Annotated in this window: 17 protein-coding genes; all 17 read left to right on the forward strand. The window is 27.5% G+C overall.

The window, feature by feature from the left end; translation table 11 throughout:
* Positions 1 to 2: 2 nt before the first annotated feature.
* Positions 3 to 1,838, forward strand: coding sequence for an O-antigen ligase family protein (locus tag RDY08_RS03450; protein ID WP_307905030.1), 1,836 nt, complete (start codon positions 3 to 5; stop codon positions 1,836 to 1,838).
* 1 nt (position 1,839) lies between these two features.
* Positions 1,840 to 2,859 (forward strand): UDP-glucose 4-epimerase GalE, encoded by a 1,020-nt coding sequence (galE, locus tag RDY08_RS03455; protein WP_307905031.1) that lies wholly within the window; start codon positions 1,840 to 1,842, stop codon positions 2,857 to 2,859.
* 512 nt (positions 2,860 to 3,371) lie between these two features.
* Entirely contained in the window at positions 3,372 to 3,695 is a 324-nt protein-coding gene (locus RDY08_RS03460) for a nucleoside triphosphate pyrophosphohydrolase (protein WP_307905032.1), read from the forward strand.
* Positions 3,696 to 4,011: 316 nt separating this feature from the next.
* On the forward strand, positions 4,012 to 5,787 hold the full coding sequence (locus tag RDY08_RS03465) for a TIGR03960 family B12-binding radical SAM protein (protein WP_307905033.1): 1,776 nt from the start codon (positions 4,012 to 4,014) through the stop codon (positions 5,785 to 5,787).
* On the forward strand, positions 5,780 to 6,739 hold the full coding sequence (locus RDY08_RS03470; protein ID WP_307905034.1) for a calcium/sodium antiporter: 960 nt from the start codon (positions 5,780 to 5,782) through the stop codon (positions 6,737 to 6,739). The genes RDY08_RS03465 and RDY08_RS03470 overlap by 8 nt, the downstream gene beginning before the upstream one ends.
* On the forward strand, positions 6,736 to 7,809 hold the full coding sequence (mnmA, locus tag RDY08_RS03475; protein WP_307905035.1) for a tRNA 2-thiouridine(34) synthase MnmA: 1,074 nt from the start codon (positions 6,736 to 6,738) through the stop codon (positions 7,807 to 7,809). The genes RDY08_RS03470 and mnmA overlap by 4 nt, the downstream gene beginning before the upstream one ends.
* Before the next feature lie 256 nt (positions 7,810 to 8,065).
* On the forward strand, positions 8,066 to 9,835 hold the full coding sequence (locus RDY08_RS03480) for a clostripain-related cysteine peptidase (protein WP_307905036.1): 1,770 nt from the start codon (positions 8,066 to 8,068) through the stop codon (positions 9,833 to 9,835).
* Positions 9,836 to 10,037: 202 nt separating this feature from the next.
* On the forward strand, positions 10,038 to 10,832 hold the full coding sequence (locus tag RDY08_RS03485; protein ID WP_307905037.1) for a Cof-type HAD-IIB family hydrolase: 795 nt from the start codon (positions 10,038 to 10,040) through the stop codon (positions 10,830 to 10,832).
* A gap of 231 nt (positions 10,833 to 11,063) precedes the next feature.
* Positions 11,064 to 11,954 carry a GTPase Era gene (gene era / locus RDY08_RS03490; protein ID WP_307905038.1) on the forward strand — a complete coding sequence of 297 codons (891 nt, stop codon included), beginning with the start codon at positions 11,064 to 11,066 and terminating at the stop codon, positions 11,952 to 11,954.
* Positions 11,955 to 11,970: 16 nt separating this feature from the next.
* Entirely contained in the window at positions 11,971 to 13,323 is a 1,353-nt protein-coding gene (gene mgtE / locus RDY08_RS03495; RefSeq protein WP_307905039.1) for a magnesium transporter, read from the forward strand.
* Positions 13,324 to 13,417: 94 nt separating this feature from the next.
* A complete protein-coding gene (locus RDY08_RS03500) occupies positions 13,418 to 14,137 on the forward strand; it encodes a phosphatase PAP2 family protein (protein ID WP_307905040.1) in 720 nt (239 codons plus the stop codon).
* Between the two features lie 203 nt (positions 14,138 to 14,340).
* The gene (locus tag RDY08_RS03505; RefSeq protein ID WP_307905041.1) at positions 14,341 to 15,171 is read left to right on the forward strand and encodes a glucodextranase DOMON-like domain-containing protein; all 831 of its coding nucleotides are present in this window, start codon (positions 14,341 to 14,343) and stop codon (positions 15,169 to 15,171) included.
* Positions 15,172 to 15,314: 143 nt separating this feature from the next.
* Positions 15,315 to 17,918: an alpha amylase N-terminal ig-like domain-containing protein gene (locus tag RDY08_RS03510; protein WP_307905042.1), complete on the forward strand. Its 2,604-nt coding sequence runs from the start codon at positions 15,315 to 15,317 to the stop codon at positions 17,916 to 17,918.
* A gap of 142 nt (positions 17,919 to 18,060) precedes the next feature.
* On the forward strand, positions 18,061 to 20,673 hold the full coding sequence (locus tag RDY08_RS03515; RefSeq protein ID WP_307905043.1) for a flagellar hook-length control protein FliK: 2,613 nt from the start codon (positions 18,061 to 18,063) through the stop codon (positions 20,671 to 20,673).
* 15 nt (positions 20,674 to 20,688) lie between these two features.
* A complete protein-coding gene (locus tag RDY08_RS03520) occupies positions 20,689 to 21,120 on the forward strand; it encodes a flagellar hook capping FlgD N-terminal domain-containing protein (protein WP_307905044.1) in 432 nt (143 codons plus the stop codon).
* A 23-nt stretch (positions 21,121 to 21,143) separates the two neighbouring features.
* Positions 21,144 to 21,524, forward strand: coding sequence for a TIGR02530 family flagellar biosynthesis protein (locus RDY08_RS03525; RefSeq protein WP_307905045.1), 381 nt, complete (start codon positions 21,144 to 21,146; stop codon positions 21,522 to 21,524).
* 80 nt (positions 21,525 to 21,604) lie between these two features.
* On the forward strand, positions 21,605 to 23,518 hold the full coding sequence (locus RDY08_RS03530; RefSeq protein ID WP_307905046.1) for a flagellar hook protein FlgE: 1,914 nt from the start codon (positions 21,605 to 21,607) through the stop codon (positions 23,516 to 23,518).
* The last annotated feature ends 44 nt before the right edge of the window (positions 23,519 to 23,562 follow it).

Genomic DNA, 23,562 nt, shown 5'->3' on the forward strand with positions numbered 1-23,562 from the left:
TAATGAAAAAGAATAAGAGTGATATTATTAAAGCAGCTGATGAAAAGAAAGAAAATACTCAAAGTATTATAAAATTATTACCAATATTAATTATATTAGCAATAGTTCCGTTAATAGTATTTTTGAAAGTAGTTAAATTAACAGGTGCAAGGCATGACTTTTGGACAGGAGAACCAAGAAATTGGGATTTCTTTTCATATTATAAAGTTATATGGATATATGTATTAACGGTTATATCTCTTGGTTCAAGTTATTTTGTAAAAAGAATAAAAAAATCTAATTTCTACATACCTTTATTGGCATATGGAATATTAATAAGCCTTTCTTCTATGGTTTCTAAATACAAAATTATATCTCTTTATGGATTTGTAGATAGATATGAAGGAGCATTTGTATTAATATGTTATCTTTTTTTAACATTTATAACTTTTAATTTGATAAAAAATAAATTTGATATAAAATTGATATTTTTTGCTTTAGGAATTGGTGCATTTATAATGTCTCTTATTGGAATATTTCAATTTTTTGGAATGGATATATTTAGAACGTATCAAGGCAAATTATGGATATTACCTCCTGACTGGGAGAAGTTGGCGGATAGTTTAAAATTTACTTTTGCCCCAGGCACAATTTATGCAACTCTTTATAATACAAATTATGTTGGAAGTTATATGTCAATGCTATTTTTATTAAGTATAATTGCAGTAATATATACTAAAAATAAAGTTAAACTAAGTATAATAATAATATTTAATCTGCTTATGTACTCAAATTGGATAGGATGTCGTTCAAGAGCTGGAATGGTTGGAGGAACTGCAGGATTAATATTGTTAATTATAATTTTTAGAAAAAAACTTTTAAAAAAATGGATGTTGATTTTAGGATTAGTAGTTTCATATATAGTTATAGCACTTTTAATGAATTTATATACAATAAAAGCAGAGTATAGTTCTGGACCGTTATTAGCAAAAATAGCCTCATTAGGAAGTGCAGCAAAACAAGTAGTAGAAGGAAGTAATGTTGCTCTTAAAGATATAGTTATGAAGAAAAATAGGATAGAAATAAGAACTAAAAAAGAAACGTTTATAATGGAAATAGATAAAGAGAAAATTAAATTTTATGATACTATTAATAATGTTTTGGAGTATAAAATTATAAAAGATGAAAATAAAGATAAAGTTATAATTTTTAAAAATGAAAAATATAGTAAATATAAAGTTAAATTATCAGAAAATAATATATTTACTCTATATTTTAATGGTATGAAATTAAATTTTATTTATATGAAAAATGGATTTAAATTAATTAATTCAAAAGGTAAATTGGATACTTTTCACAATATAGATAGAATAAAGTTTTTTGATGGAAAAGAAAAAGCTGGGAGTATGAGATTTTATATTTGGTCAAGAAGTATACCACTTCTTAAAAAAACTCTGTTTTTAGGATTTGGACCTGATACATTTGCAATATATTTTCCTCAAAATGATTATATAGGAAAATTAAAAGCATTTGGAACAATTTATGAAGTAGTGGATAAACCGCATGATATGTATTTGCAAATAGCAATAAATACAGGAGTTTTATCATTGATAGCATTTTTAGTTTTAGTAATAGGATATATATATCAGAGCTTAAATATATATTTAAAGAGAAACCTAAATGAATTTGAAATTATATCTGGTGGAGCAATAGCAGTAGCAATTTTTGCATACTTAGTAACAGCAACTTTTAATGATAGTTTGGTATCAGTTGCACCGGTATTTTGGGTATTATTAGGAGCAGGATTAGGGATAAATAGATTGAATGAAGAGAAAAAACAAAAATTGGAGGATGAATAAAATGAAAAAAACATGTTTAGTAACAGGTGGAGCAGGATATATAGGAAGTCACACTTGTGTAGAGTTATTAAATGCAGGATATGATGTTATTGTAGCTGATAATTTTAGCAATAGTAAAATGGAATCATTAAATAGAGTAAAAGAAATTACAGGAAAAGATTTTAAATTTTATGAAGTAGATATATTGGATTATGAAAAAACAGAAAGAATTTTTAAAGAAAATAAAATAGATGGCGTAATCCATTTTGCAGGTTTAAAAGCTGTAGGAGAATCAGTAGAAATTCCACTTAGATATTATCATAATAACATAACAACTACTTTAATATTATGTGAAATTATGCAAAAATATAATGTCAAAAATTTAGTATTTAGTTCATCGGCAACAGTATATGGTGATCCTGAAAGGGTTCCAATAACAGAGGATTTTTCATTACACGCAACTAATCCATATGGTAGAACAAAACTTATGATAGAGGAGATATTACAGGATTTATATGTAGCAGAAAAATCTTTTAATATAGCGATTTTAAGATATTTTAATCCAATTGGAGCACATAAAAGTGGAAAAATTGGAGAAGATCCAAATGGAATTCCAAATAATTTATTGCCTTATATTGCACAAGTAGCAGTTGGGAAATTAAAAGAGGTAAGGGTATTTGGGAATGATTATCCTACAATAGATGGGACAGGTGTAAGAGATTATATTCATGTTGTAGATTTGGCTAAGGGACATTTAAAAGCTTTGGAAAAATTAGAAGGGAAGCCAGGTATTGTAACTTATAATTTAGGAACAGGAAAAGGGACAACTGTTTTAGAGATGATATCCGCTTTTGAAAAAGCTTGTAATAAAAAAATACCGTATAAGATTATTGAGAGAAGAGCTGGAGATATTGCTAAATGTTATGCAGATCCTGAAAAAGCAGAAAAAGAATTAAATTGGAAAGCAGAAAAAGGGATAGAAGAGATGTGTAAAGATAGCTGGAATTGGCAATCTAAAAATCCTAATGGGTATGGGAAATAGACAATAAGTGATAAATAACAATTGCTAGTGATAGGTGGTTTCAAAAGTTTATGAAAGCTATAATGTAAATTTTGATGATAATTTATTTTGACAGACCTCATTTCTTGTTGTCGTTTTCTCCTAACTTAGGAGAAAACTATAGCGTGGATATTTGGTTTGTTGTTTTACGTCCTTGAGCAGGGTCAATGTCATCAAGCTAAGAACTGGGCTTGCCAACGGCAAGCCCCTACAGTATTAATTTATTTTATAATGTAGGGGTTTTGCCGTTGGCAAACCCGATATAAAATTATAAATTATCGTTAACTTGACGACATTGGGAGAAGGGTTGGGGATGAGGTCTGAAAAGTATTTAAAATTACATTAGAAATTATTGTATAGAAATAAAATTTAGCATTAAATAGTCATTTTGGATAAGGAGTCAAATATAACGTGCAAATATAATGAATGTAAAGGATAGTGACTTAAAAAGGCAACTTTATTTGACACTACCCCTAAAAAAGAGGAGAATATAGATGAGTTTAGAAATTATATATAATAAATTAATAAGGGATAATATACCTAAAATAATAGAAAAAAGCGGAGTTGAATATAAGGTTCATATTGCAGAAGAAAAAGAATATATTGAAAAATTAATTGAAAAAGTTTCCGAGGAGTTAGAAGAGTTTGTAGAAAAACCTTGTGAAGAAGAAATGGCGGATATTTTAGAAGTTTTAGAAACGTTATCAAAGGTATATAAATTAGATGAACAAAAAATAATTGATATTAAAAAAGATAAAAAGAACAAACGTGGAGGCTTTTTAGAAAGAATAATTTTAGAAAAAACAATTAAAAAATAATGTTGTAATTGGAGTAAAGTGAATGAATAATATAAAAGTTTCTAATGATGAATTATGGAATTTAGTTCCTACAACAAGAGAAATAAACAGTAGTAAAAGTGACAGATTACCGAATTCAGATATTTTTATTATTGGATAAAACAACTTAAAGAATCTACATTTTTTGTAGATTCTTTTTTATGCTTGACTAAAAAAACATACAAAATTCTCAAGCAATATAAAAACTAATTAAAAATTAAAATAAATTGATTGAATATTCTCTTAAAAGTATGATAAAATGTATTAATAAATAGAGAAATCGAAGGAGAGACTAATAATGGTAAACATAGAAAAATATTTATTAAAAGCAGAAAAACCAGCACAATATCTTGGAAATGAATTAAATGTAGCATACAAAGATGATTATGATTTTCATATGTGCTTAATATATCCTGATTTATATGAAATAGGGATGTCAAGTATAGGAATACAAATATTATATTTTTTATTAAATGAACAAAAAGGAGTTTATTTAGAAAGAGCATTTGCTCCTAATATAGATATGGAAAAAGTTATGAGAGAAAACAGTGTTCCTATGTTCTCATTAGAAAGTAAAACGGCATTAAAAGATTTTGATATTATAGCATTTTCATTATCATATGAAATGACATACACAAATGTTTTAAATATAATAAATTTATCTCAAATAGAGATTGAAAGAGAAAAAAGAGGAGAAGCAGACCCGATTATATTAGCAGGTGGAACTGGCTCATATAATCCAAAAGTTTTAGAAAAATTCATTGATGTTTTTGCAGTTGGAGAAGGAGAGGATGTCTCTGTAGAAATAGCAAATCTAATGAAGAAATTAAAAGGAAAAACAAAAGATGAAAAATTAGAAGCACTATCTAAAATAGAAGGAGTTTACGTTCCTAAATTTTATAATGGTGGAAAAATAAAAAAAAGAGTAGTTAAAGATTTAAATAATTCATATTTTCCAGAGAAATGGCTTGTACCATATATTAGAACTGTACATCATAGATTAAGTGTGGAGATTCAAAGAGGTTGTACAAGAGGATGTAGATTTTGTCAAGCGGGAATGATTTATAGATCAGTTAGAGAAAGAAGTTTGGAGAATAATTTTAATTTAATAAAAAATTGTTTGGATAAAACAGGGTTTGGAGAAGTTTCGTTATCTTCGTTAAGCAGTAGTGATTATACACAAATAGAAGGATTAGTTGATAAATTACAAGAAGAATATAAAGATGAAAATTTAGCAGTAGCACTTCCTTCTTTAAGAATAGATAAATTTTCGTTAAATTTAGCAAAGAAAATAGAACAAGTTAGAAAAACTGGATTTACATTCGCACCAGAAGCAGGGTCTCAAAGAATGAGAGATGTAATAAATAAAGGGATTAATGAAGAAGATATTATAGAAACTGCAAAAGGAGCATTTCAAGCAGGATGGAGACACATAAAGTTTTATTTTATGATAGGATTGCCATTTGAAACAGATGAAGATGTAAAAGAGATATATAATTTAACTAAAAGAGTGTTGTTAGAAGGTCTAAAAATAAGAAGAGATATAGAAATCACTGTAAGTGTTTCGAATTATGTACCTAAATCTCATACACCATTTCAAGGGATGGAACAAATGGGAATAGAAGAGATGATTAGGAAACATAATATATTAAGGGGAGCATTTTATAAAGAGAAAAAATTAAAATTGAAAATACATAGAAGAGAGCTATCTTATCTTGAAGGCTTTTTATCAAGAGGAGATGAAAAAATAGGGGATTTAATAAAATTAGCTTGGGAAAAAGGGGCTAAATTTGATGGATGGAAAGAGCATTTTAATTTCGAGGCTTGGAAAGAAGCAATAAGTGAGTTAGGGATAAATGAAAATGATTATTTTAAAGAAAAAAGTTTAGATGACAAATTTTCTTGGGATTTAATAGATGCAGGAATAGAAAAAGAATATTTTAAAACAGAACTAGAAAAAGCAAAAAATAAAGCATTAACAAAAGATTGTAGAGAAGGCTGTACAAATTGTGGGGTTTGTTGGAATTTAGGTGTTAAAATGGAGATAGAGAAAAGAGGTAATAAAAATGGTTAATATAATTTTATTAGTAATTGGTTTTATTTTATTAATAAAAGGTGCTGATTTACTTGTTGATGGTTCTGTAAAAATTTCTAGAAAATTAAGTATACCAGAATTAATAATAGGATTAACATTGGTATCGGCTGGAACAAGTGCACCAGAATTAGTAGTTAGCATATTAGCTTCAGTTAGAGGAGATGGCGGAATTGCTATAAGTAATGTTTTAGGGAGCAATATTGCTAATATATCATTAGTAATGGGGATATCATTGGTTTTGGCAACAATAACAATTGGAATATCAACATTAAAATATGAAATACCATTTTTATTAGTAATATCAATGTCATTATTGGCAATGTTAAGAAATAATAGTGGGACAATAACGAAATATGATGGATTTGTATTATTAGGATTTTTGACAATATTTGTGTCTTATCTTTTTGCATTGTCTAAATCTAATAAAGATATGGAAAAACAAATTTTAAGTGAACTTGAAGAGATAGAAAAAAATGAAAGTAGCTGGAGAGATATAATTATATTTACTGGAATAGGGTTAGTAATTCTTTCTATAGGAGGAGAATTAACAGTTAGTAATGCTGTTGCAATAGCAAAAAAACTTGGAGTTTCTCAAGTATTAATTGGAGCAACAATTGTAGCACTTGGGACATCGCTTCCAGAATTAGTTACTTCGATAATTGCTGCAAAAAAAGGAAGTGCAGATATGATGGTTGGTAATATTATCGGCTCAAATATATTTAATATATTAACAGTTTTAGGGATATCTTCTCTTTTTAATAATTTAGTACCAGATAGAGCTCCATATTTTGATTCCATTTATGGAATTTCTATTATAATTTTGGTATATATTTTATCAAAATTAAGAAAATCTAAATTAGGGATAGGAACAGGGATATTATTATTAATAAGCTATGTTGTGTATGTATATATAGGAGTGAAAATTGGATGATCAAAAACGAAAAAATAGTAATAGGAATGAGTGGCGGTGTTGATAGCAGTGTAGCAGCATTTTTATTAAAAGAACAAGGTTATGAAGTTATAGGAGTAACAATAAAATTATGGGAAAATTCAGGTTTGGAAAGTAAAGAAAAAGTATGTTGTTCATTAGAAGATGTGTATGATGCTAAAAGAATATGTGATAAACTTGACATACCTCATTATACAGTTAATTTTAAAAATGATTTTCAAAAAGAAGTGATTGATTATTTTATAACGGAATATAGATTAGGTAACACACCTTCACCTTGTATAATGTGTAATGAAAAAATAAAATTTGGGAAATTATTGGAATTTGCGAAAAGTATAGGAGCTGATTATATTGCCAGTGGTCATTACTCTAAAGTGAAATATTTAGAAAAACAGAACAAATATGTATTAGAAAAAGGTGTAGATGAAAAAAAAGACCAAACTTATATGTTATACAGACTTTCAAGCGAGCAATTGAAATATTGCAAGTTTCCACTTGAAAATTATAAAAAAGATGAGATTAGAGAAATTGCAAAAAATAATAATTTGATAACTTATAATAAAAAAGATAGTCAGGGGATATGTTTTGCTCCAGAAGGATATTATAAATTTTTAGAAAATAATTTAAAGAATGAAATATCAAAGGGAAATATTAAAGATGAAAATGGAGAAATATTAGGAGAACATAATGGATATCAATTGTATACAATTGGGCAAAGGAGAAACTTGGGACTAAATTTAGGGAAGCCATATTTTATAATAGATATTTTGCCAGATAAAAACGAGATTATCGTTGGGAAATTTGAGAAATTATTTAAAAAAGAGGTAGAAGTGATTAATTATAAATTCATATATTTATCTGAAAATGAGATAGATGGAAAAGCTGTTATTGCAAGACCTAGATTTTCAAGTAAAGGTCATATAGCTAAATTGAAAAAAGAAGGAGGAAGATTATTTTTAATATATGAAAGTGAAAATGCTGAAAATAGTAGAGGACAGCATATAGTTTTTTATGATAAAAATTTAGTAATAGGTGGCGGAATAATTTTTTAAAAAAAATTAAATTTGTGGTTTCAAGCCGGAATAGTATCTGTTTAGGCAGCAAAAGTATCTTTATAGGTCGGAATAGTATCTGTTCAGGCCAAAAAACTGGTTTGACATAGGAGAATGAAAAGAGTATAATCCAATTATTCCATTTCTTCTTAAATCTCTTTTTATAATAAAAGACACAGGTTCTCAATTCTGCCTGTGTCTTTTATTATGTTAATTTCTGGATATATCATAAAAATAAAAAAATAGGAGGAGTAAAGTGAAAAACAAAATTTATATTTTATTAGTAATAGTTATGATGATTTTAGGAGGTTGTAAAAGCAATAAGATAACAGAGGTATCGAAAATAGTTATATCATCAAATAAATCAAATATTAGAGCAGATGGAATAGAAGAGGTGACATTTAATGTTAAGTTTTATAATAAAAATGATGAAGATTTAGATGAAAATAAAGCTGATATATATATTAATGGAAAAAAAATATCTAATAATATATTTAAAACCTCAGAAGTTGGAGACTATGTTGTTCAAGCAAAATTTGAAAGTAAGGATAGCAATAAAATAATTATAAAAGCTGATGGAAAAAATAAAAAAGTTTTTATGGTTTATCTAACAGGAGATAGTAATTTAAACGGCGAAGAGACAGATGATAATGGAAACAATTATTATAGTAGTAGCAGTGATGATGTGACAAGAGATCTTGAGGAGATAAAAAGTAGCATAATAGATAAAAACAATATAGATGTTTATGTTTATATAGATACAAAATATAGTGAAAGCGGATATAGTGAAGGAATTTATCATAAAGAGGGAAATGAGTTAATAAAGAAAAAAACTTTATCAGAAGTGAATACAGGCGATGAGGAATCATTAAAGGGGTTTATTAATTTTGTTTTTGATAATACCAATGGAATGACATATATTTTAGATGTCTGGGGTCACGGTTCTGGATGGTGGGATGATAAATTTGGAAATGAGAATAATACAAGAGCAATAGGATATGATGATAGTTCTGATGGAGATAGTTTAGATTTGTGGGAATTAGAAAGAGCGATAAAAAATAGTAAAATAAAGAAGGTCGATATTTTATATTTTGATGCTTGTTTAATGGGAAGCATTGAAGTTGGATATCAATTAAAAGATGTTAGTAACTATATAGTTGGTTCTCCAGAATTAACACCTGGAAGAGGTGGAGCATATAAAGAGATTATAGAAAGCGTATCAAATAGTGGAAGTGATTTAAAAGAGGTTTCTAAAGATATAGCGATAATAAATTTAAATAGCTATAAAATTGGTGGATCTCAATATGAAAATTTTAAAAACAGTGTAGTTTTTTCAGCGTATGATGAAAAAGAAGTAGAAGGATTAGTTAATAAGTTAAATGATATATCGTTGATATTAAGCGAAAATACAGGATTACTAAAACAAATTGCAGATGAACTAAAAGAAAAAGTTATAAATTATATAAATCAGAATTTTAATGTAGATGCTAATTTTAATTTAGTAGAAAGTAGTAATAAGTTTGATTTTGGTTTAACTAGTTATGGTTCTGGAGATTTGTGGATATATGATGAAAATGAAAAATATTTAGGAAATGGATCAATTGATTTTTTACCAACAAGTTATATTGATTTAGGAAATTTATTGGAAAAAATAGAAAAATCTTCAAATTGTCCATTAGAGTTAAAAAATAAAATAGATGATTTTTTAATTACATATAAAAAATATGTATATTATGTTGGGGACCAAGATGGAGAAGATAATGATATAATGTCAGATATAGAAAGATATAGTACTGGAATGTCAATATTTTTAAATCTATATAATGATAAGGATGTAATATTGAGCCAAAAAAATACAGGAAATTATATTGGAGTTTTTTTATCGGGTTATGCTACCCAAATAAGTGGATTTAATAAGAATGATGAAATAGATACAAATTCTGTATTAGAAGAATACAAAACAGCATCAAAATTTGGTCAAACGGATTGGGTAAAAGTTTTAGATTCGTATGGGAATAATAAATAATAGATTAAATTTTTTATAGTAATTTAAACAAAAAAATCGGAATATTTTCCGATTTTTTTGTTTTATAAATCAAAATAAAAATTTTAAATTTATAGAAATATTGATATAGATATGATATAATGATTTGATATTAAAAAAAATCGATTATTTTTTAGAGACTAATATATAAATTAAAATCAATCTTAGATAGAAGGAGATATTTATGAAAATAGAAGCGGTTGCTATAGATTTAGATGGGACATTATTAAATTCCAATCACGAAATAAGTGATTTTACTAAAAAAACTTTATTTAAAGTAAGAAAAAAAGGAATAAAATTATATATTGCAACAGGTAGATTATATAAATCTTTATATAGATATAAAGAAGAATTGAAAATAGATACTCCTGTAATTTGTTATAATGGAGCAATGGCTGTAGATGGGAAAACAGATGAAAAAATATTTGAAATACCATTAAAAAATTCTGTTGTGAATAGATTAATAGAGATATCTAGAGAAAAAGAAGTACATTTAAACTTATTTAGTGATGAAAAGTGGTATGTAGAATGTACTGGTGGAGAACTAGAAAGATATGAAAAAAGTTCAGGATTAAGATCACATTTAGTTAATTTTGATAAAATAAAAGAATTGAAAATAACAAAAGGTATGTATGTTGGAGAAAATAAAGAATTATTAGAAATAGATAGTATGTTAGAAAAAGAGTTTGACAAAAAAATTTATAAAGCTTTTTCAAAACCATATTTTTTAGAAATTTTAAATGAAAATGTATCAAAAGGAGATACGTTAATAAAAATTTTAGAAAAAGAAGGAATTGATCCACAAAAAACAGTAGCTTTTGGAGATGGATTTAATGATTTGGAAATGATTAATTTAGTTGGAATTGGAGTTGCAATGGAAAATGCTCCGGAAGAATTAAAAAGTAAGGTTGATAATATAACAGTATCAAATGATGAAGATGGAGTAGCAAAATTTTTAATTGATTTATTGAAAATATAATAGATAGTTGCAAAAATAAAAAGGAAAAAGATTGAAACCACGAATGAAACGAGTGTAAACGAATTAGGAAAAATACTGTATTCGAGGTAATTTGAATATATTTGTGGTTAAAAAGATATAAATATAGTGAAGCGGTGGGATAGTCAAAAAACATATTAATTTAACTCAATAAAAATAAGGGTTGCAGAGTTATGCAATTGACTAATTGGAAATATAATTTTAGGAGGAAAAATGAGGTCAGGATTTATAGCGTTAGTAGGACGTCCAAATGTTGGGAAATCAACATTAATGAATTGGATTGTAAAAGAAAAAGTTGCAATAGTTTCAAGTAAAGCACAAACGACAAGAGATAGAATAAAAGGTATTTTAACCAAAACTGATACACAGTATATATTTGTAGATACGCCTGGTATACATAAGCCGCAACATTTATTAGGTGAGTATATGACTAAAACTGCTATTGATACATTAAAAGAGGTAGATTTAATAGTTATGGTTATTGATGGAAAAGCGGAAATTGGAAAAGGAGATAAGTTTGTACGTGAAAGAATAGAAGAAGCTGGAGGTACTCCTAGAGTAGCTGTAATTAATAAAATAGATGATTTGACAGATGAGGATATTGAGAAGAAAAAAATAGAAATAAAAGAGAAACTTGGGAAATTTAATGAAATATATACAATTTCCGGAGAATATGGAATAAATGTAGATGAATTTCTAAAAGGAATAAAAAAATATTTAGAAGATGGAGTTATGTATTATCCAGAAGATATGTATACAGATATGCCAATGTATAAAGTTATTACAGAGATAGTAAGAGAAAAAATACTTTGGAATACTAGAGAAGAAATTCCGCATAGTGTAGCAATTGAGATTACAGATGTAAAGCGTAGAGAGAATGGAAAGGATTGTTATAATATAAATATTTATGTAGAAAGAGATTCTCAAAAAGGCATAATAATTGGGAATAAAGGTAAAATGTTAAAAAAAATAGGGATAGAAGCTAGAAAAGATATAGAACAAGTATTAGAAAGAGGTATATATTTAAATTTATGGGTTAAAGTAAAAGATAAATGGAGAAAAAAGAAACCATTTTTAAAGGAGATGGGATATATTATAGAATAAAATGTGAGGTGATAATATGATGAAGAGTATAATATTGATAAAACTTATAAAAGAATTTGTGAAAAATGAAAATTATAAAAAATTAAAAGAGCTTTTAGGAACAATGCATGTACCAGATATTGCAGATATATTAGAAAAATTAGATATTGTAGATAGAAAAATGATTTATGAAAATATGGATGTAGAAGATGTTGCAATTTTAATAACTGAAATAAATTCTGAATATCAAGAAGAGATGATTACTCTTTTAGAAAATCACAGATTAAAAGAAGTATTGGAAAATATGTCAAATGATGATATTGCTGATATATTTGGAGAAGTTTCAGAAGAAGAAGTGAAACATTTGATGAAATTAATGGATGATGAAGATCGGGAAGAGGTAAAAAAATTAGTGAAACATGAAAGTGATAGTGCAGGTGGTCTTATGACTACAGAGTATTTCACTGTTTTTACTGGAGTTAAAATAAAAGAGGTAATTGCTCAGTTAAAAAGAAAAGGGGAAGATGCAGAACTTATTTATTATATTTACATAATAGATAAATCAAATAAGTTAAAAGGTGTTGTTTCTTTAAGAGATATCATTATAAATAATGGGGATATTGTAATTGATAAAATTATGAAGAAAAATTTAATATCAGTTAATGTAGAAACTGACCAAGAAGATGTAGCTTCAATTTTTTCGAAGTATGATCTTTTTGCTGTACCAGTTGTAGATGAAGGAAATAAATTAATTGGAATAATAACAGTAGATGATATTATAGACGTTATGGAAGAGGAAGCAACAGAAGATTTATATGCTATGGCAGGTCTTACAGAAAATGAAAGCGAAAAAAATAACATTATTTCATCTGTAAAAATAAGATTCCCATGGTTAATGGTAAGTCTTTTTGGAGAACTTATATCAGCGACTATTATGCAAGAATTTGGATACGCATTAAATAAAATAGTTGCTTTAGCATTTTTTATACCGCTTATAATGGCAATGGGTGGAAATTCGGGAAGTCAGTCATCTGCTATGATGGTTAGAAAAATAGCACTTGGAGAAGATGAAAAAAGTAAATTATTAAAACATATTTGGAAAGAAACTGTAGCTGGAGTAATAGTGGGAATAATATCAGGAGTCTTAGTAGGAATAATTTCATATTTATGGCAAGGGAATATTTTATTAAGTTTCATAATATCTTTTTCATTGTTTGTAGCAATGACTTGGGCTGCTTGGTTTGGATCAATAATACCATTAACATTTGAGAAATTTAAAATAGATCCTGCAGTTGCTTCAGGTCCGTTTATAACAACTGCTAATGATGTTGGAGGAATATTAATATATTTTGGATTGGCGACTGTTTTAATGAAGGTGTTAAAAGTTTGAATATTGATAAAAATGATAAGGGTGGACAATAGTCCGCCTTTATTTAATAAAAAAGTATAAATTGAATAAAATAAAAAAGAGGGGAATTAAAAAAATGAAAAAAACAGTTAGTTTAATATTTTTATTACTTTTTACACATATGTTTAGTTATGAATTTAATTATGAAAAAAAAATGGTTAATTATGATTATAATAAGCTGAAGAGTATTAATTTGAAATTAGATAAAAAATTAGTATATACAAGTGGTGGTGTTTTAGCTGGAAGTTTTCTTTTGGATGAAACAATTAGAAGAGTGGTGAAAAAAAATAAAAATAGTTTTTCGGATAACTATTTTGAAACAATGAATATTTTTGGTGGGGATTACGCAATTCTTTTATTAATGGGAACCTATGGAAGTTCTATTTTAACACAGGATGAAAAATTAAGAAAAACAAGTTTTACCTCAATAGAATCACTAACAGTTGCAGGAACTTTAACATTAGGAGTTAAAATGTTATTAGGAAGAGCTAGACCATATATGGATAAAGGTGCTTTTGAATTTAAATCAATTTTAAATTTTGGAACAGATTATTGGGCTTTTCCATCAGGACATAGTACTGTAGCTTGGGCAATATTTACTCCTTATGCAGAAGAATATAGTAAATGGATATATATTATTCCAGCATCTGTTTCATTAGCTAGAGTTTATAAAGATCGTCATTGGAGTTCAGATGTAATAGCAGGTGGATTAATAGGATTTTCTGTTGGATATATATTGCATAAGTGGAATAATAATATTAAATTTACAGGCAATGGAATTAAAATAGAATTTTAAATCAACAATAATCAAATACAGGACACTTTTTCATGGTATGTTCTATTTAAGGGCCTAACGCTTTGATTGCGAAGTGTAGTGACTTTTTTGGAGTTTTTCTCAAAAAAAAATTGACAAATGTAAAAAAATAGGTTATAATTTCATAGTAGAAAGTATAGAACTGAATTAGTACATATATTTCAAAAAGAGGAGGTAGTTAAGTAATGAAAAGATTATTAGTAGTGTCTACTTTGGTAGCTGGAATTTTATTAGCTGGAGGTTGCGGAAAAACTGCATCACCTGCTGGAGGGACTAAAGTAGTTAAAGCAGCAAAATCAGCAGTGTTATTTTCAAAAGAAGATGTAGCAGGGGATGATACGGGAGCAGGAACATATGTATATCCTACAGATAAGGTGTTTGTTCCAGGAGCATTTGATTTGTTAGGAGTAACAGTTAAAGATGCAGGGGATTCATATGCCATTTCTTTAAAAATAGCAACAGATTTTAAAAATGATTGGAAAAGTGCTGGTGGATGGGATGTACAAATGTTTGACGTATATTTCAACTTAGGGACAGGAAAACATCACCAAACTATTTCAGGAAGACATGTAAAAATAGCTGAAGGATGGGACGTAGCTGTTATGGTTGGGCCTGATAAACCAACAAGAATGAGAAAAGAAATAGATGATAAAAACAGTGATGTAGCTGATGATGTATCAGATCCAGAAAATTTAGTTGATGATGTGTTAATTCCTGATGAAATATCAATAGAAGGGGATACATTAACAGCAAAAATATCAAAAGATAAAATAGGAGATTTATCTAAATTAAATGGAGTTCAAGCATTTGTATTAGGTGCAGAAGGATATCCTTCAAAAGAAGATACATATAATAGAGTAGTAAATGAATATGCTGCACAATATAGATTTGGTGGAGGTTCTGATTATTTTGGAGATCCTAATGTAATGGATATTTTAGGAGATAATTCAAAACTTGCTGATTATAAATCAGATGAAGGAACAAGCGAATATCCAACTGTAGATTTAGTAAAATAAAAAAATGATTTTAATAAAATGAAAATAAAGCTCGCATATTGCGGGCTTTGTTTTTGGAATGTTATTTGTTAGGAAAGTATAAATTTATTCAGAAAATAAGCTACGCCGTTTTTTTTAATTAAATTAAAACTAGGGAGGGAATTGTGAAAAAAATTATTTTAGTAATGGCAACAATTAGTTTTTTAATAGCAGGTTGTAATTTTACGGTTAAAAAAGAGAAAAAAATCACAAAAATAGCAAAAAGACCATCTAGGCCTGCAAAAGGGGATTCTTATATTTTTATAAGAAGATTAGAACATAAGCCTAATAATGATTTTGTTGTAGTGAATAATGAAAAAAATATTAGAATAATGTTAAAATCTAGATCGAATGACGTAGAAAAAGTAAGTATAGTTTATGGAAATAAAGAAAAGGAAATGACAACTTTAGGTGCAGCCGGAATGTATGAGCATTATTATGTAAATATAGATCTAGATTCACCTGATATAAGTTATTATTTTAAATTAATTGATGGAAATGAAACTTATTATTATGGCAAAAAAAGTGGAAATTCTAAAGATAAAGTTACTAATTTTAAATATCATTTAAATAAAGATATGGTTCCAGCAATGCCAGAATGGGCAAAAAAAGTTGTTTGGTATCAAATATTTGCGGATAGATTTAGAAATGGTAATCCAGATAATGACCCTATTTATAATGAGTATGGACCACAAAGTTTTGAAAAACCAACAGGTGAGTTATCTGATGGGACTGCAAAAGCATCTTTGATTCCAGAAGAGAGATGGAATTCGAGAGCTGATGGGTGGAATGCAGGACAATTTACTATAAACAAATGGACATCTAATTGGAATAGTGATGAACCATGGGAAGTTAAAGGAAGAGAAAAATATGATTGGGATCATGGGAATACAAGACATTATGGTGGAGATTTACAAGGTGTAATAGAAAAATTAGATTATTTGAAATCTTTAGGAGTAACAGCTATATGGTTTAATCCAGTCTTTTATGCAGAGTCAGACCATAAATATGATGCAGCTGATTTTAGACATATTGCTCCATCATTTGGAGTTATAGAAGAAACAGGAGAAAAATATGGAATAGAAGTTAATAAGGATAATAAATACGGAGCAAAATTAAGTAACAAAAAAGGCAATAGTGAATATAAATTATTGAGTTATGATATAAAAACTGGTAAAAATGGATTAGGAGAAACAAGTGATCCATCAACATGGGTTTGGACAGAGTCCGATATTATAGCAGCAAAAATGATAAAAGAAGCTCATAAAAGAGGAATGAGAGTAATTTTTGATGGAGTATTTAATCATACTGGAAATGAATTCTGGGCATTTACTCAAGCTATAATAGAGGGGCCTACATCAAAATATGCCAGTTGGTATAAATTTACAGATTGGTCAAAAGTGAAAGAATATACAAAAGAAAATGTTGAAAAATGGAATCCAGGTGTAAAATATAATGGAAAATCTAAAATTGGAGTTTATGAAAAAGATAATATAAAATATAGAACTCGTTGGGTAGCAACTCCTAAAAATGCAACGCCAAAAGAAAAATGGGAAATTTATTTATGGAATAAAGATAATGTTAATTATAATTCTTGGTGGGGATTTAGATCGTTACCTAAATTAGATCATTTTAATAAAGAAGTTGGAAAACATATTATAAATATTAGTAAAAAATGGTTGTTAGGTCCAGATGGAAAAGTATCTTCAGATTTTAAGAATGATGATGGAATAGATGGATTTAGATTAGATGTACCGTTAGATATAGAAGATCAAAGTTTTTGGTTAAGATGGAAAAAAGCTATTAGAGAAGTTAAGAGTGATGTATATACGTCTGCAGAGATATGGGGTCAAGCAAGAGACCATGTATATGGTAAAAAATTTGATGCTGTGATGAATTATGAATTTGCGAAGTATTTATTAAACTATGTAGTTGATACAGGTAAAAGAAATAAATTAAAAGCATCTGAATTTAAAGCATCTGAAAATACTCTATTTTTAGGATATGCAGATTCTACTGCTAGAGGTATGCAAAATTTAATGGATTCTCATGACACAGATAGATTGTTCTCAATGATAATAAATCCTAATAGAGAATATGATAGAAATAATAGAATAAATGAAAATAGAAGTTATAGAGCTGTAAGACCTGATCTTTACGATACTATGGCAATAAATAAATTAAAATTAATATCATTAATACAGATGACATATGAAGGATCCCCTATGATATACTATGGAGATGAAGTTGGAATATGGGGACCAGATGATCCTATGGATAGAAAGCCTATGTTGTGGAAAGACTATATGCCGTATGAAAAAGAAACTGATGAGTATGGAAAATATAAAAAGAAAAACATACAATTTAGTAAAGATGTTGAAATTGATGAGGCAAATAATGTTATAAAATATAATGTTAAAATAAATAAAGATATATATAATTGGTATAAAAAACTTATGAATATTAGAGATGAAAATGTAGATTTATTTGGATTGGGAGAATTAAAATATATTTTGAGTGATGATTCGAATGATTCAATAGCATATGTTAGAAGCTATAAAAAGAAAAAAGCAATAGTTGTTGTTAATAATAGTTCTAAGGAAGAAACTTTAAAGCTAAAAATAGATGGAAAATATAAAGATTTGATTAATGGGAAAATGGTGGAAGATATTGATGGGATTTTAGAAATAAAATTACCAGCTAAAACTGGAACAATTTTAATGAAATAAAAATATTATTTTTTAAAAGGTTTTTAAGTCGTATGGCTTAAAAACCTTTTTTCATTCCTTATGAAATAAGTTGTTAACTTTTTTAAATTATCTTAATAAAATCTATAAAATGTCGATAATAATGTGAAGAGGAGGTGGGAAAATGGAGAAAACTATTGCAGCACAAAATGTTTTGCCAATTAAAATTGGGAAAAACAGTATAAAAGGAGGTGTGAAAAACAAGGAAGTAGTTGTATCTAAGTTAAAACAATTTAAAGAAATATTAAATGAAAATATGAAAAAAGAGAAAAAAAGTTTTAATTTAGCTGAAAAAGATATAAAAGAAGGAAAAACAATTGATAAAAAAACAACTGAATTATTAAAAAAAGTAAAAAAAAGAGAGAAAAAATTAGATGTAAATTCAGAAATGGATTTAAAAGGGGTAATCTTCAGTTTAACAAAAGGAGAAATTTCGAAAGAAGATTTTGTTAATAGAGTATCAAAATTATTAAATTCAGAAACGTCTAAAATAGGGGCAGAGGAACTATTAAAAGATGGGAACAAAAGAGATTTGTTAGGAAAAGAAGGAACTGTAAAAAATGGTAATTTAAAAGTGAAAAAAACCAGATCAAAAAAACAGAATGAAACAAAGGTAAAAGCCAAAAATGTTAATATTGAAAGAGAAGATTTGTCTATTGATCAAAAATTAAAAAGAGCATTAAAACTAGAAAAAATCAAAAAATCAAAGGATCAAATAAAAAATATTGATTTGAATCAAAAAGAAATAAAATTAAAAAACGGCTTAATTCCAAAAGAAAAAGAGATAAAAACAACGAAGAAAACAAAACAAACAGTAATTGAAAAGAAAAAACCAGTTCAAAACGAAATAAAATTAAAAAGTGACTTAATTCCAAAAGAAAAAGAGATAAAAACAGCAAAGAAATCAAAACAAACAGTAATTGAAAATAAAAAACCAGTTCAAAACGAACTGAAATTAAAAAGCGGCTTAATTCCAAAAGAAAAAGAGATAAAAACAAAGAAGAAATTAGAACAAACAGTAATTGAAAAGAAAAAACCAGTTCAAAACGAACTGAAATTAAAAAGTGGCTTAATTCCAAAAGAAAAAGAAATAAAAACAAAGAAGAAATTAGAACAAACAGTAATTGAAAAGAAAAAACCAGTTCAAAAAGAAATAAAATTAAAAAACAAATTAATTCCAAAAGAAAAAGAGATAAAAACAACAAAGAAACCAGAACAAGCAGTAATTGAAAAGAAAAAACCAGTTAAAAATGAAATAAAATTAAAAAGTGACTTAATTCCAAAAGAAAAAGAGATAAAAACAACAAAGAAACCAAAACAAACAGTAATTGAAAAGAGAAAACCAGTTAAAAACGAAATAAAATTAAAAAGTGACTTAATTTCAAAAGAAAAAGAGATAAAAACAACAAAGAAACCAGAACAAGCAGTAATTGAAAAGAAAAAAACAGTTAAAAATGAAATAAAATTAAAAAGTGACTTAATTCCAAAAGAAAAAGAGATAAAAACAACAAAGAAACCAAAACAAACAGTAATTGAAAAGAGAAAACCAGTTAAAAACGAAATAAAATTAAAAAGCGACTTAATTCCAAAAGAAAAAGAGATAAAAACAACAAAGAAACCAGAACAAACAGTAATTGAAAAGAAAAAACCAGTTAAAAACGAAATAAAATTAAAAAGCGACTTAATTCCAAAAGAAAAAGAGATAAAAACAAAGAAGAAATTAGAACAAACAGTAATTGAAAAGAAAAAACCAGTTCAAAAAGAAATAACATCTGAAAAGATATTGGAAGATGTAAAAGGGATAAAAGAGGGATTTAAACAAAACAATGTATCAGTAGCAGAGAAAAAATCAAAAGAGTCGCCTATTGCTATAGAAAATTTAGAAGTAATAAAAGGGACAGCTAATGAATCGATTGTTTTGAAAAATAATATCAATAATAAAGGCAATAAATTGAAACAAAAAAAAGAAACATATAATGGTTTTTTGAATGGAGAAATTAAAGAAGATAAATTAAATGTGTTAAAAGAAAAAATATTGGAAAATCCAAAAATAAATAATGAAAAAGATTTGGAAGTTAAATTTTCTGATGATAAAATAGAAAACAGATCAAATAAAATAAAATTTGATAGAAAAGTTTTTAATGCAGATATAAAAAAAGTTACATTAAAAAAATATGGTTTTAAAAAGATAGAAAGAAAAAAAATAGAAACAGATAATATTATTTCAAGAGATAATACGAATATAATGAAAGATAACAATATAAAAGCAGAGCCTAAAAAAGTTATTCAACAAAATACAAAATTAAATTATACAAATATATTAGAACAGGTTGAAAATGGAATAAAAATGAATTTTAATTCTTCAACAAAAGAGATGAAGATAAAATTACATCCAGAAGAATTAGGAGAGTTAGAAATAAAAATAAGAATAGAACATAATATAATGAAAGCAGAATTTGTTGTGGATAATCAAAAAGTAAAAGAGATATTAGAAAATAATTTTAATAATTTGAGAAATAATTTGAATGATAAAGGCTTTTCAGGAGCAGAAATTAATGTAACTATTTCTAATGGAAATTTTCAAGAGAATAGAAATGGAAAAAAAGAGAAAGTTAATGATTTTTTTAAGAAAAAAAATAAAATAAGTAGTTCAGAAATAGATATAAATTCCGAAAATATAGATGTAAACTCGAAATATGATTATATTACAAACGAAGGAATAAGTATTTTAGCGTAGGAAGGAGGTAAAGTTATGGATGCTATAAGTGGAGCAGTAAAAACACAAGAACAGTATAAGGATACAAGGGAAATAAAAAATAATACACAAACTCTAGGAAAAGATGCATTTATGAAATTGTTAGTAGCTCAAATGCAAAATCAAGATCCATTGAACCCAATGTCAAATACAGATTCAATTGCACAATTAGCACAGTTTAGTTCGCTAGAGCAAATGACAACATTGAATGAATCTTTTAATAGTTTGAGTACGAACCAAAAAATAGCGAATATATCAGCAGGTGCTCAATTTCTAGGAAAAGAAGTAGAAGGTTCGGCTGGAGATGATCAGATACAAGGTAAAGTTGTAGGAGCATCTTTTAAAGATGGAAATCCTATATTAAGAGTAGATTTAGGAGACGGGAGTTATAAAAGCATTGCTATGCAAGATATTACAAGTGTAAAATAGCCAAAATAGGCAGGTGATTAAAAATGGCAAATTTGTTCATAAAAAATTATGGTTTCGATATAAATAATTTACGAAAAGATTTAAATAAAGAGATAGCTAATAAAAAACAAGTAGATAAAAGTTCTAAATTTAAAGATTTATTAAATGAGAATATTGTAAAGTTTTCCGCACATGCACAAAAAAGACTACAAATGCGCAATATAAAAATTACGAATGAAGGAATAGATAAAATAAAAAATGGGATAGAAAAATTAAAAAATAAAGGTGGGAAAGATTCTGTGGTTATAATGGATGATAATGCCTTTGTAGTTAGTGTTAAGAATAATACGGTTATAACTGTAGTAGATGATAGAAATTTAAGAGAAAATGTTTTTACGAATATTGATAGTATGATAATTTTATAATTTAGGCTGGACCGAAAGGGAGCCTCTTGCCATTGAATGATTGATATGGTGTAATAAATAAATTTAGGAGGGTGAAAAAAATGATGCCATCGTTGTTTTCAGGAGTAACAGGGTTAAAAAATCATCAAGTGATGATGGATACAATAGGGAATAATATAGCGAATATAAATACTGTAGGATATAAAAGATCGAGAGTGGCATTTCAAGATCTAATGAGTAATACGTTATCAAATGCAAGTGCTCCGCAAAGTGGAGAACTTGGAGGCAGAAACCCTATTCAAGTTGGATTAGGAGCTAAAGTAGGGAGTATTGATACTATTTTTACAAATGGATCTCCACAGGTAACAGGAAGAGATTCTGATATAAGTATTGATGGTGAAGGGATGTTTATGGTTGGAGAAGGAAAAAACACTTATTATACTAGAGCTGGAAATTTTGGGCTTGATTCAGATGGGTTTCTTGTGGCAAGTAATGGAATGAAAGTTCAAGGTTGGCAAGCGACTAAAAAAAGTGATGGAACAACTGAAATAGCAGCAGGAGCTCCAATAGGAAATTTAGATATAAAATTAGGAGAAGTTTTACCTGCAAAAGCTACATCTGTTATAAGCTATGCTGGGAATTTAAATGCTGATGGTGGTCTTAGCGACATAAGACTTACAGTAGATGCAGATGGAAATGGTACAGGAACTAGCGATGTTGATGTGAGTATTAAGTTTACATATGATGTCGATAATGACAGATGGAATTGGAGTGCTAGTAATGCAGCTGGGAGTACATCGACACCTACAATATCTGGAAGTGGATATATGACATTAGATGCAGACGGGAATATAACTGGAAGTGTAACATCTGCTGAAATAAAAAATGATTCTAATGGAAAAGTATTGATTGATGTTCCTACTAATGGAAAGATAACTTTTAAAGAAAAAATAAAATCTGCAAATACTTCTACAAGTAAATTTGTCACAAATAAGATAGTTAATTCAAGTACTGTTTATGATTCGGAAGGAGCTACACATGCGTTAAGCATGGAATATACTAAAATTGATGAAAATATGTGGAAATTTAATGCTACAGAAGGAGATGGACTTGACGTAAATAATGGGAAAGGTTTTATGACTTTTGATTCATATGGACAGTTTAGAGGAGCGTATACATTTGCGGAAACAGATAGTGCAGATTCTACAAAATTAGGAACAATTACAGATTCTGATGGAACAAGTATAAATAGTTATCCTTCTCAAACGGCTTTAGGAATTACTACAGACAGTTCTGTAAAAGCTAATTATCTATTAGAAGGGGAAGATGCCTCTTCTAAAACAGCTCCTTATTATTTGGATAATAGAGGAGTTATAAAATATAGAGGAGCTACAGATTCTGATGGTAATGGAATACCGGATAAAGATAAATATGGAAATACAATTGATGAGATAACTTTAACATCGATTCCTGAAGAGGGAGAGATTATGAATAATGCTTATTCTGGAAGTTTTAGTTTTGATCCTGGGAATGCAGGAGGAGCTTTACCGCCAGATGAAGGTGCGGAATTAGTAAGTATTCAACCTGATTTTATTGGAGTAAATCAATTTCATTCAGATTATGGAGTTAAATTTACAGGACAAGATGGATATGGAATGGGAGAGTTATCAAATTTTAGATTTACAGATAATGGAGATATAATAGGAGAATATTCAAATGAATATAAACAAATAATAGGAAGAATTTCAATTGCAAAGTTTTTTAATCCAGCAGGATTGGCAAAAATAGGGAGTACAATGTTTACACAAACATCAAATTCTGGAGAGGCTCAAGTTGTAAGGCCGGGGACCTCAGCATCTGGAACGTTAGCACCTGGAAAATTGGAGATGTCAAATGTTGATTTAGCTCAAGAATTTACAGATATGATAATAGCTCAAAGAGGGTTTCAAGCTAATTCTAAAACTATTTCTACAGCGGATCAATTATTACAAGATTTGATAAGTTTAAAAAGATAAATGATTAGGCGAGGATAAAAACCTCGCCTATATTAAAAAGTATA

The organism is Haliovirga abyssi (genome assembly GCF_030295325.1).
Classification (GTDB): domain Bacteria; phylum Fusobacteriota; class Fusobacteriia; order Fusobacteriales; family Haliovirgaceae; genus Haliovirga; species Haliovirga abyssi.

Excerpts from the sequence above, each read along its gene's own strand:
- RDY08_RS03530 (WP_307905046.1), top strand. The coding sequence starts at position 21,605 with ATGATGCCATCGTTGTTTTCAGGAGTAACAGGGTTAAAAAATCATCAA.
- RDY08_RS03465 (WP_307905033.1), top strand. The coding sequence starts at position 4,012 with ATGGTAAACATAGAAAAATATTTATTAAAAGCAGAAAAACCAGCACAA.
- era (WP_307905038.1), top strand. The coding sequence starts at position 11,064 with ATGAGGTCAGGATTTATAGCGTTAGTAGGACGTCCAAATGTTGGGAAA.
- RDY08_RS03485 (WP_307905037.1), top strand. The coding sequence starts at position 10,038 with ATGAAAATAGAAGCGGTTGCTATAGATTTAGATGGGACATTATTAAAT.
- galE (WP_307905031.1), top strand. The coding sequence starts at position 1,840 with ATGAAAAAAACATGTTTAGTAACAGGTGGAGCAGGATATATAGGAAGT.
- RDY08_RS03450 (WP_307905030.1), top strand. The coding sequence starts at position 3 with ATGAAAAAGAATAAGAGTGATATTATTAAAGCAGCTGATGAAAAGAAA.
- mnmA (WP_307905035.1), top strand. The coding sequence starts at position 6,736 with ATGATCAAAAACGAAAAAATAGTAATAGGAATGAGTGGCGGTGTTGAT.
- mgtE (WP_307905039.1), top strand. The coding sequence starts at position 11,971 with ATGATGAAGAGTATAATATTGATAAAACTTATAAAAGAATTTGTGAAA.
- RDY08_RS03505 (WP_307905041.1), top strand. The coding sequence starts at position 14,341 with ATGAAAAGATTATTAGTAGTGTCTACTTTGGTAGCTGGAATTTTATTA.
- RDY08_RS03470 (WP_307905034.1), top strand. The coding sequence starts at position 5,780 with ATGGTTAATATAATTTTATTAGTAATTGGTTTTATTTTATTAATAAAA.
- RDY08_RS03525 (WP_307905045.1), top strand. The coding sequence starts at position 21,144 with ATGGCAAATTTGTTCATAAAAAATTATGGTTTCGATATAAATAATTTA.
- RDY08_RS03460 (WP_307905032.1), top strand. The coding sequence starts at position 3,372 with ATGAGTTTAGAAATTATATATAATAAATTAATAAGGGATAATATACCT.
- RDY08_RS03520 (WP_307905044.1), top strand. The coding sequence starts at position 20,689 with ATGGATGCTATAAGTGGAGCAGTAAAAACACAAGAACAGTATAAGGAT.
- RDY08_RS03515 (WP_307905043.1), top strand. The coding sequence starts at position 18,061 with ATGGAGAAAACTATTGCAGCACAAAATGTTTTGCCAATTAAAATTGGG.
- RDY08_RS03500 (WP_307905040.1), top strand. The coding sequence starts at position 13,418 with ATGAAAAAAACAGTTAGTTTAATATTTTTATTACTTTTTACACATATG.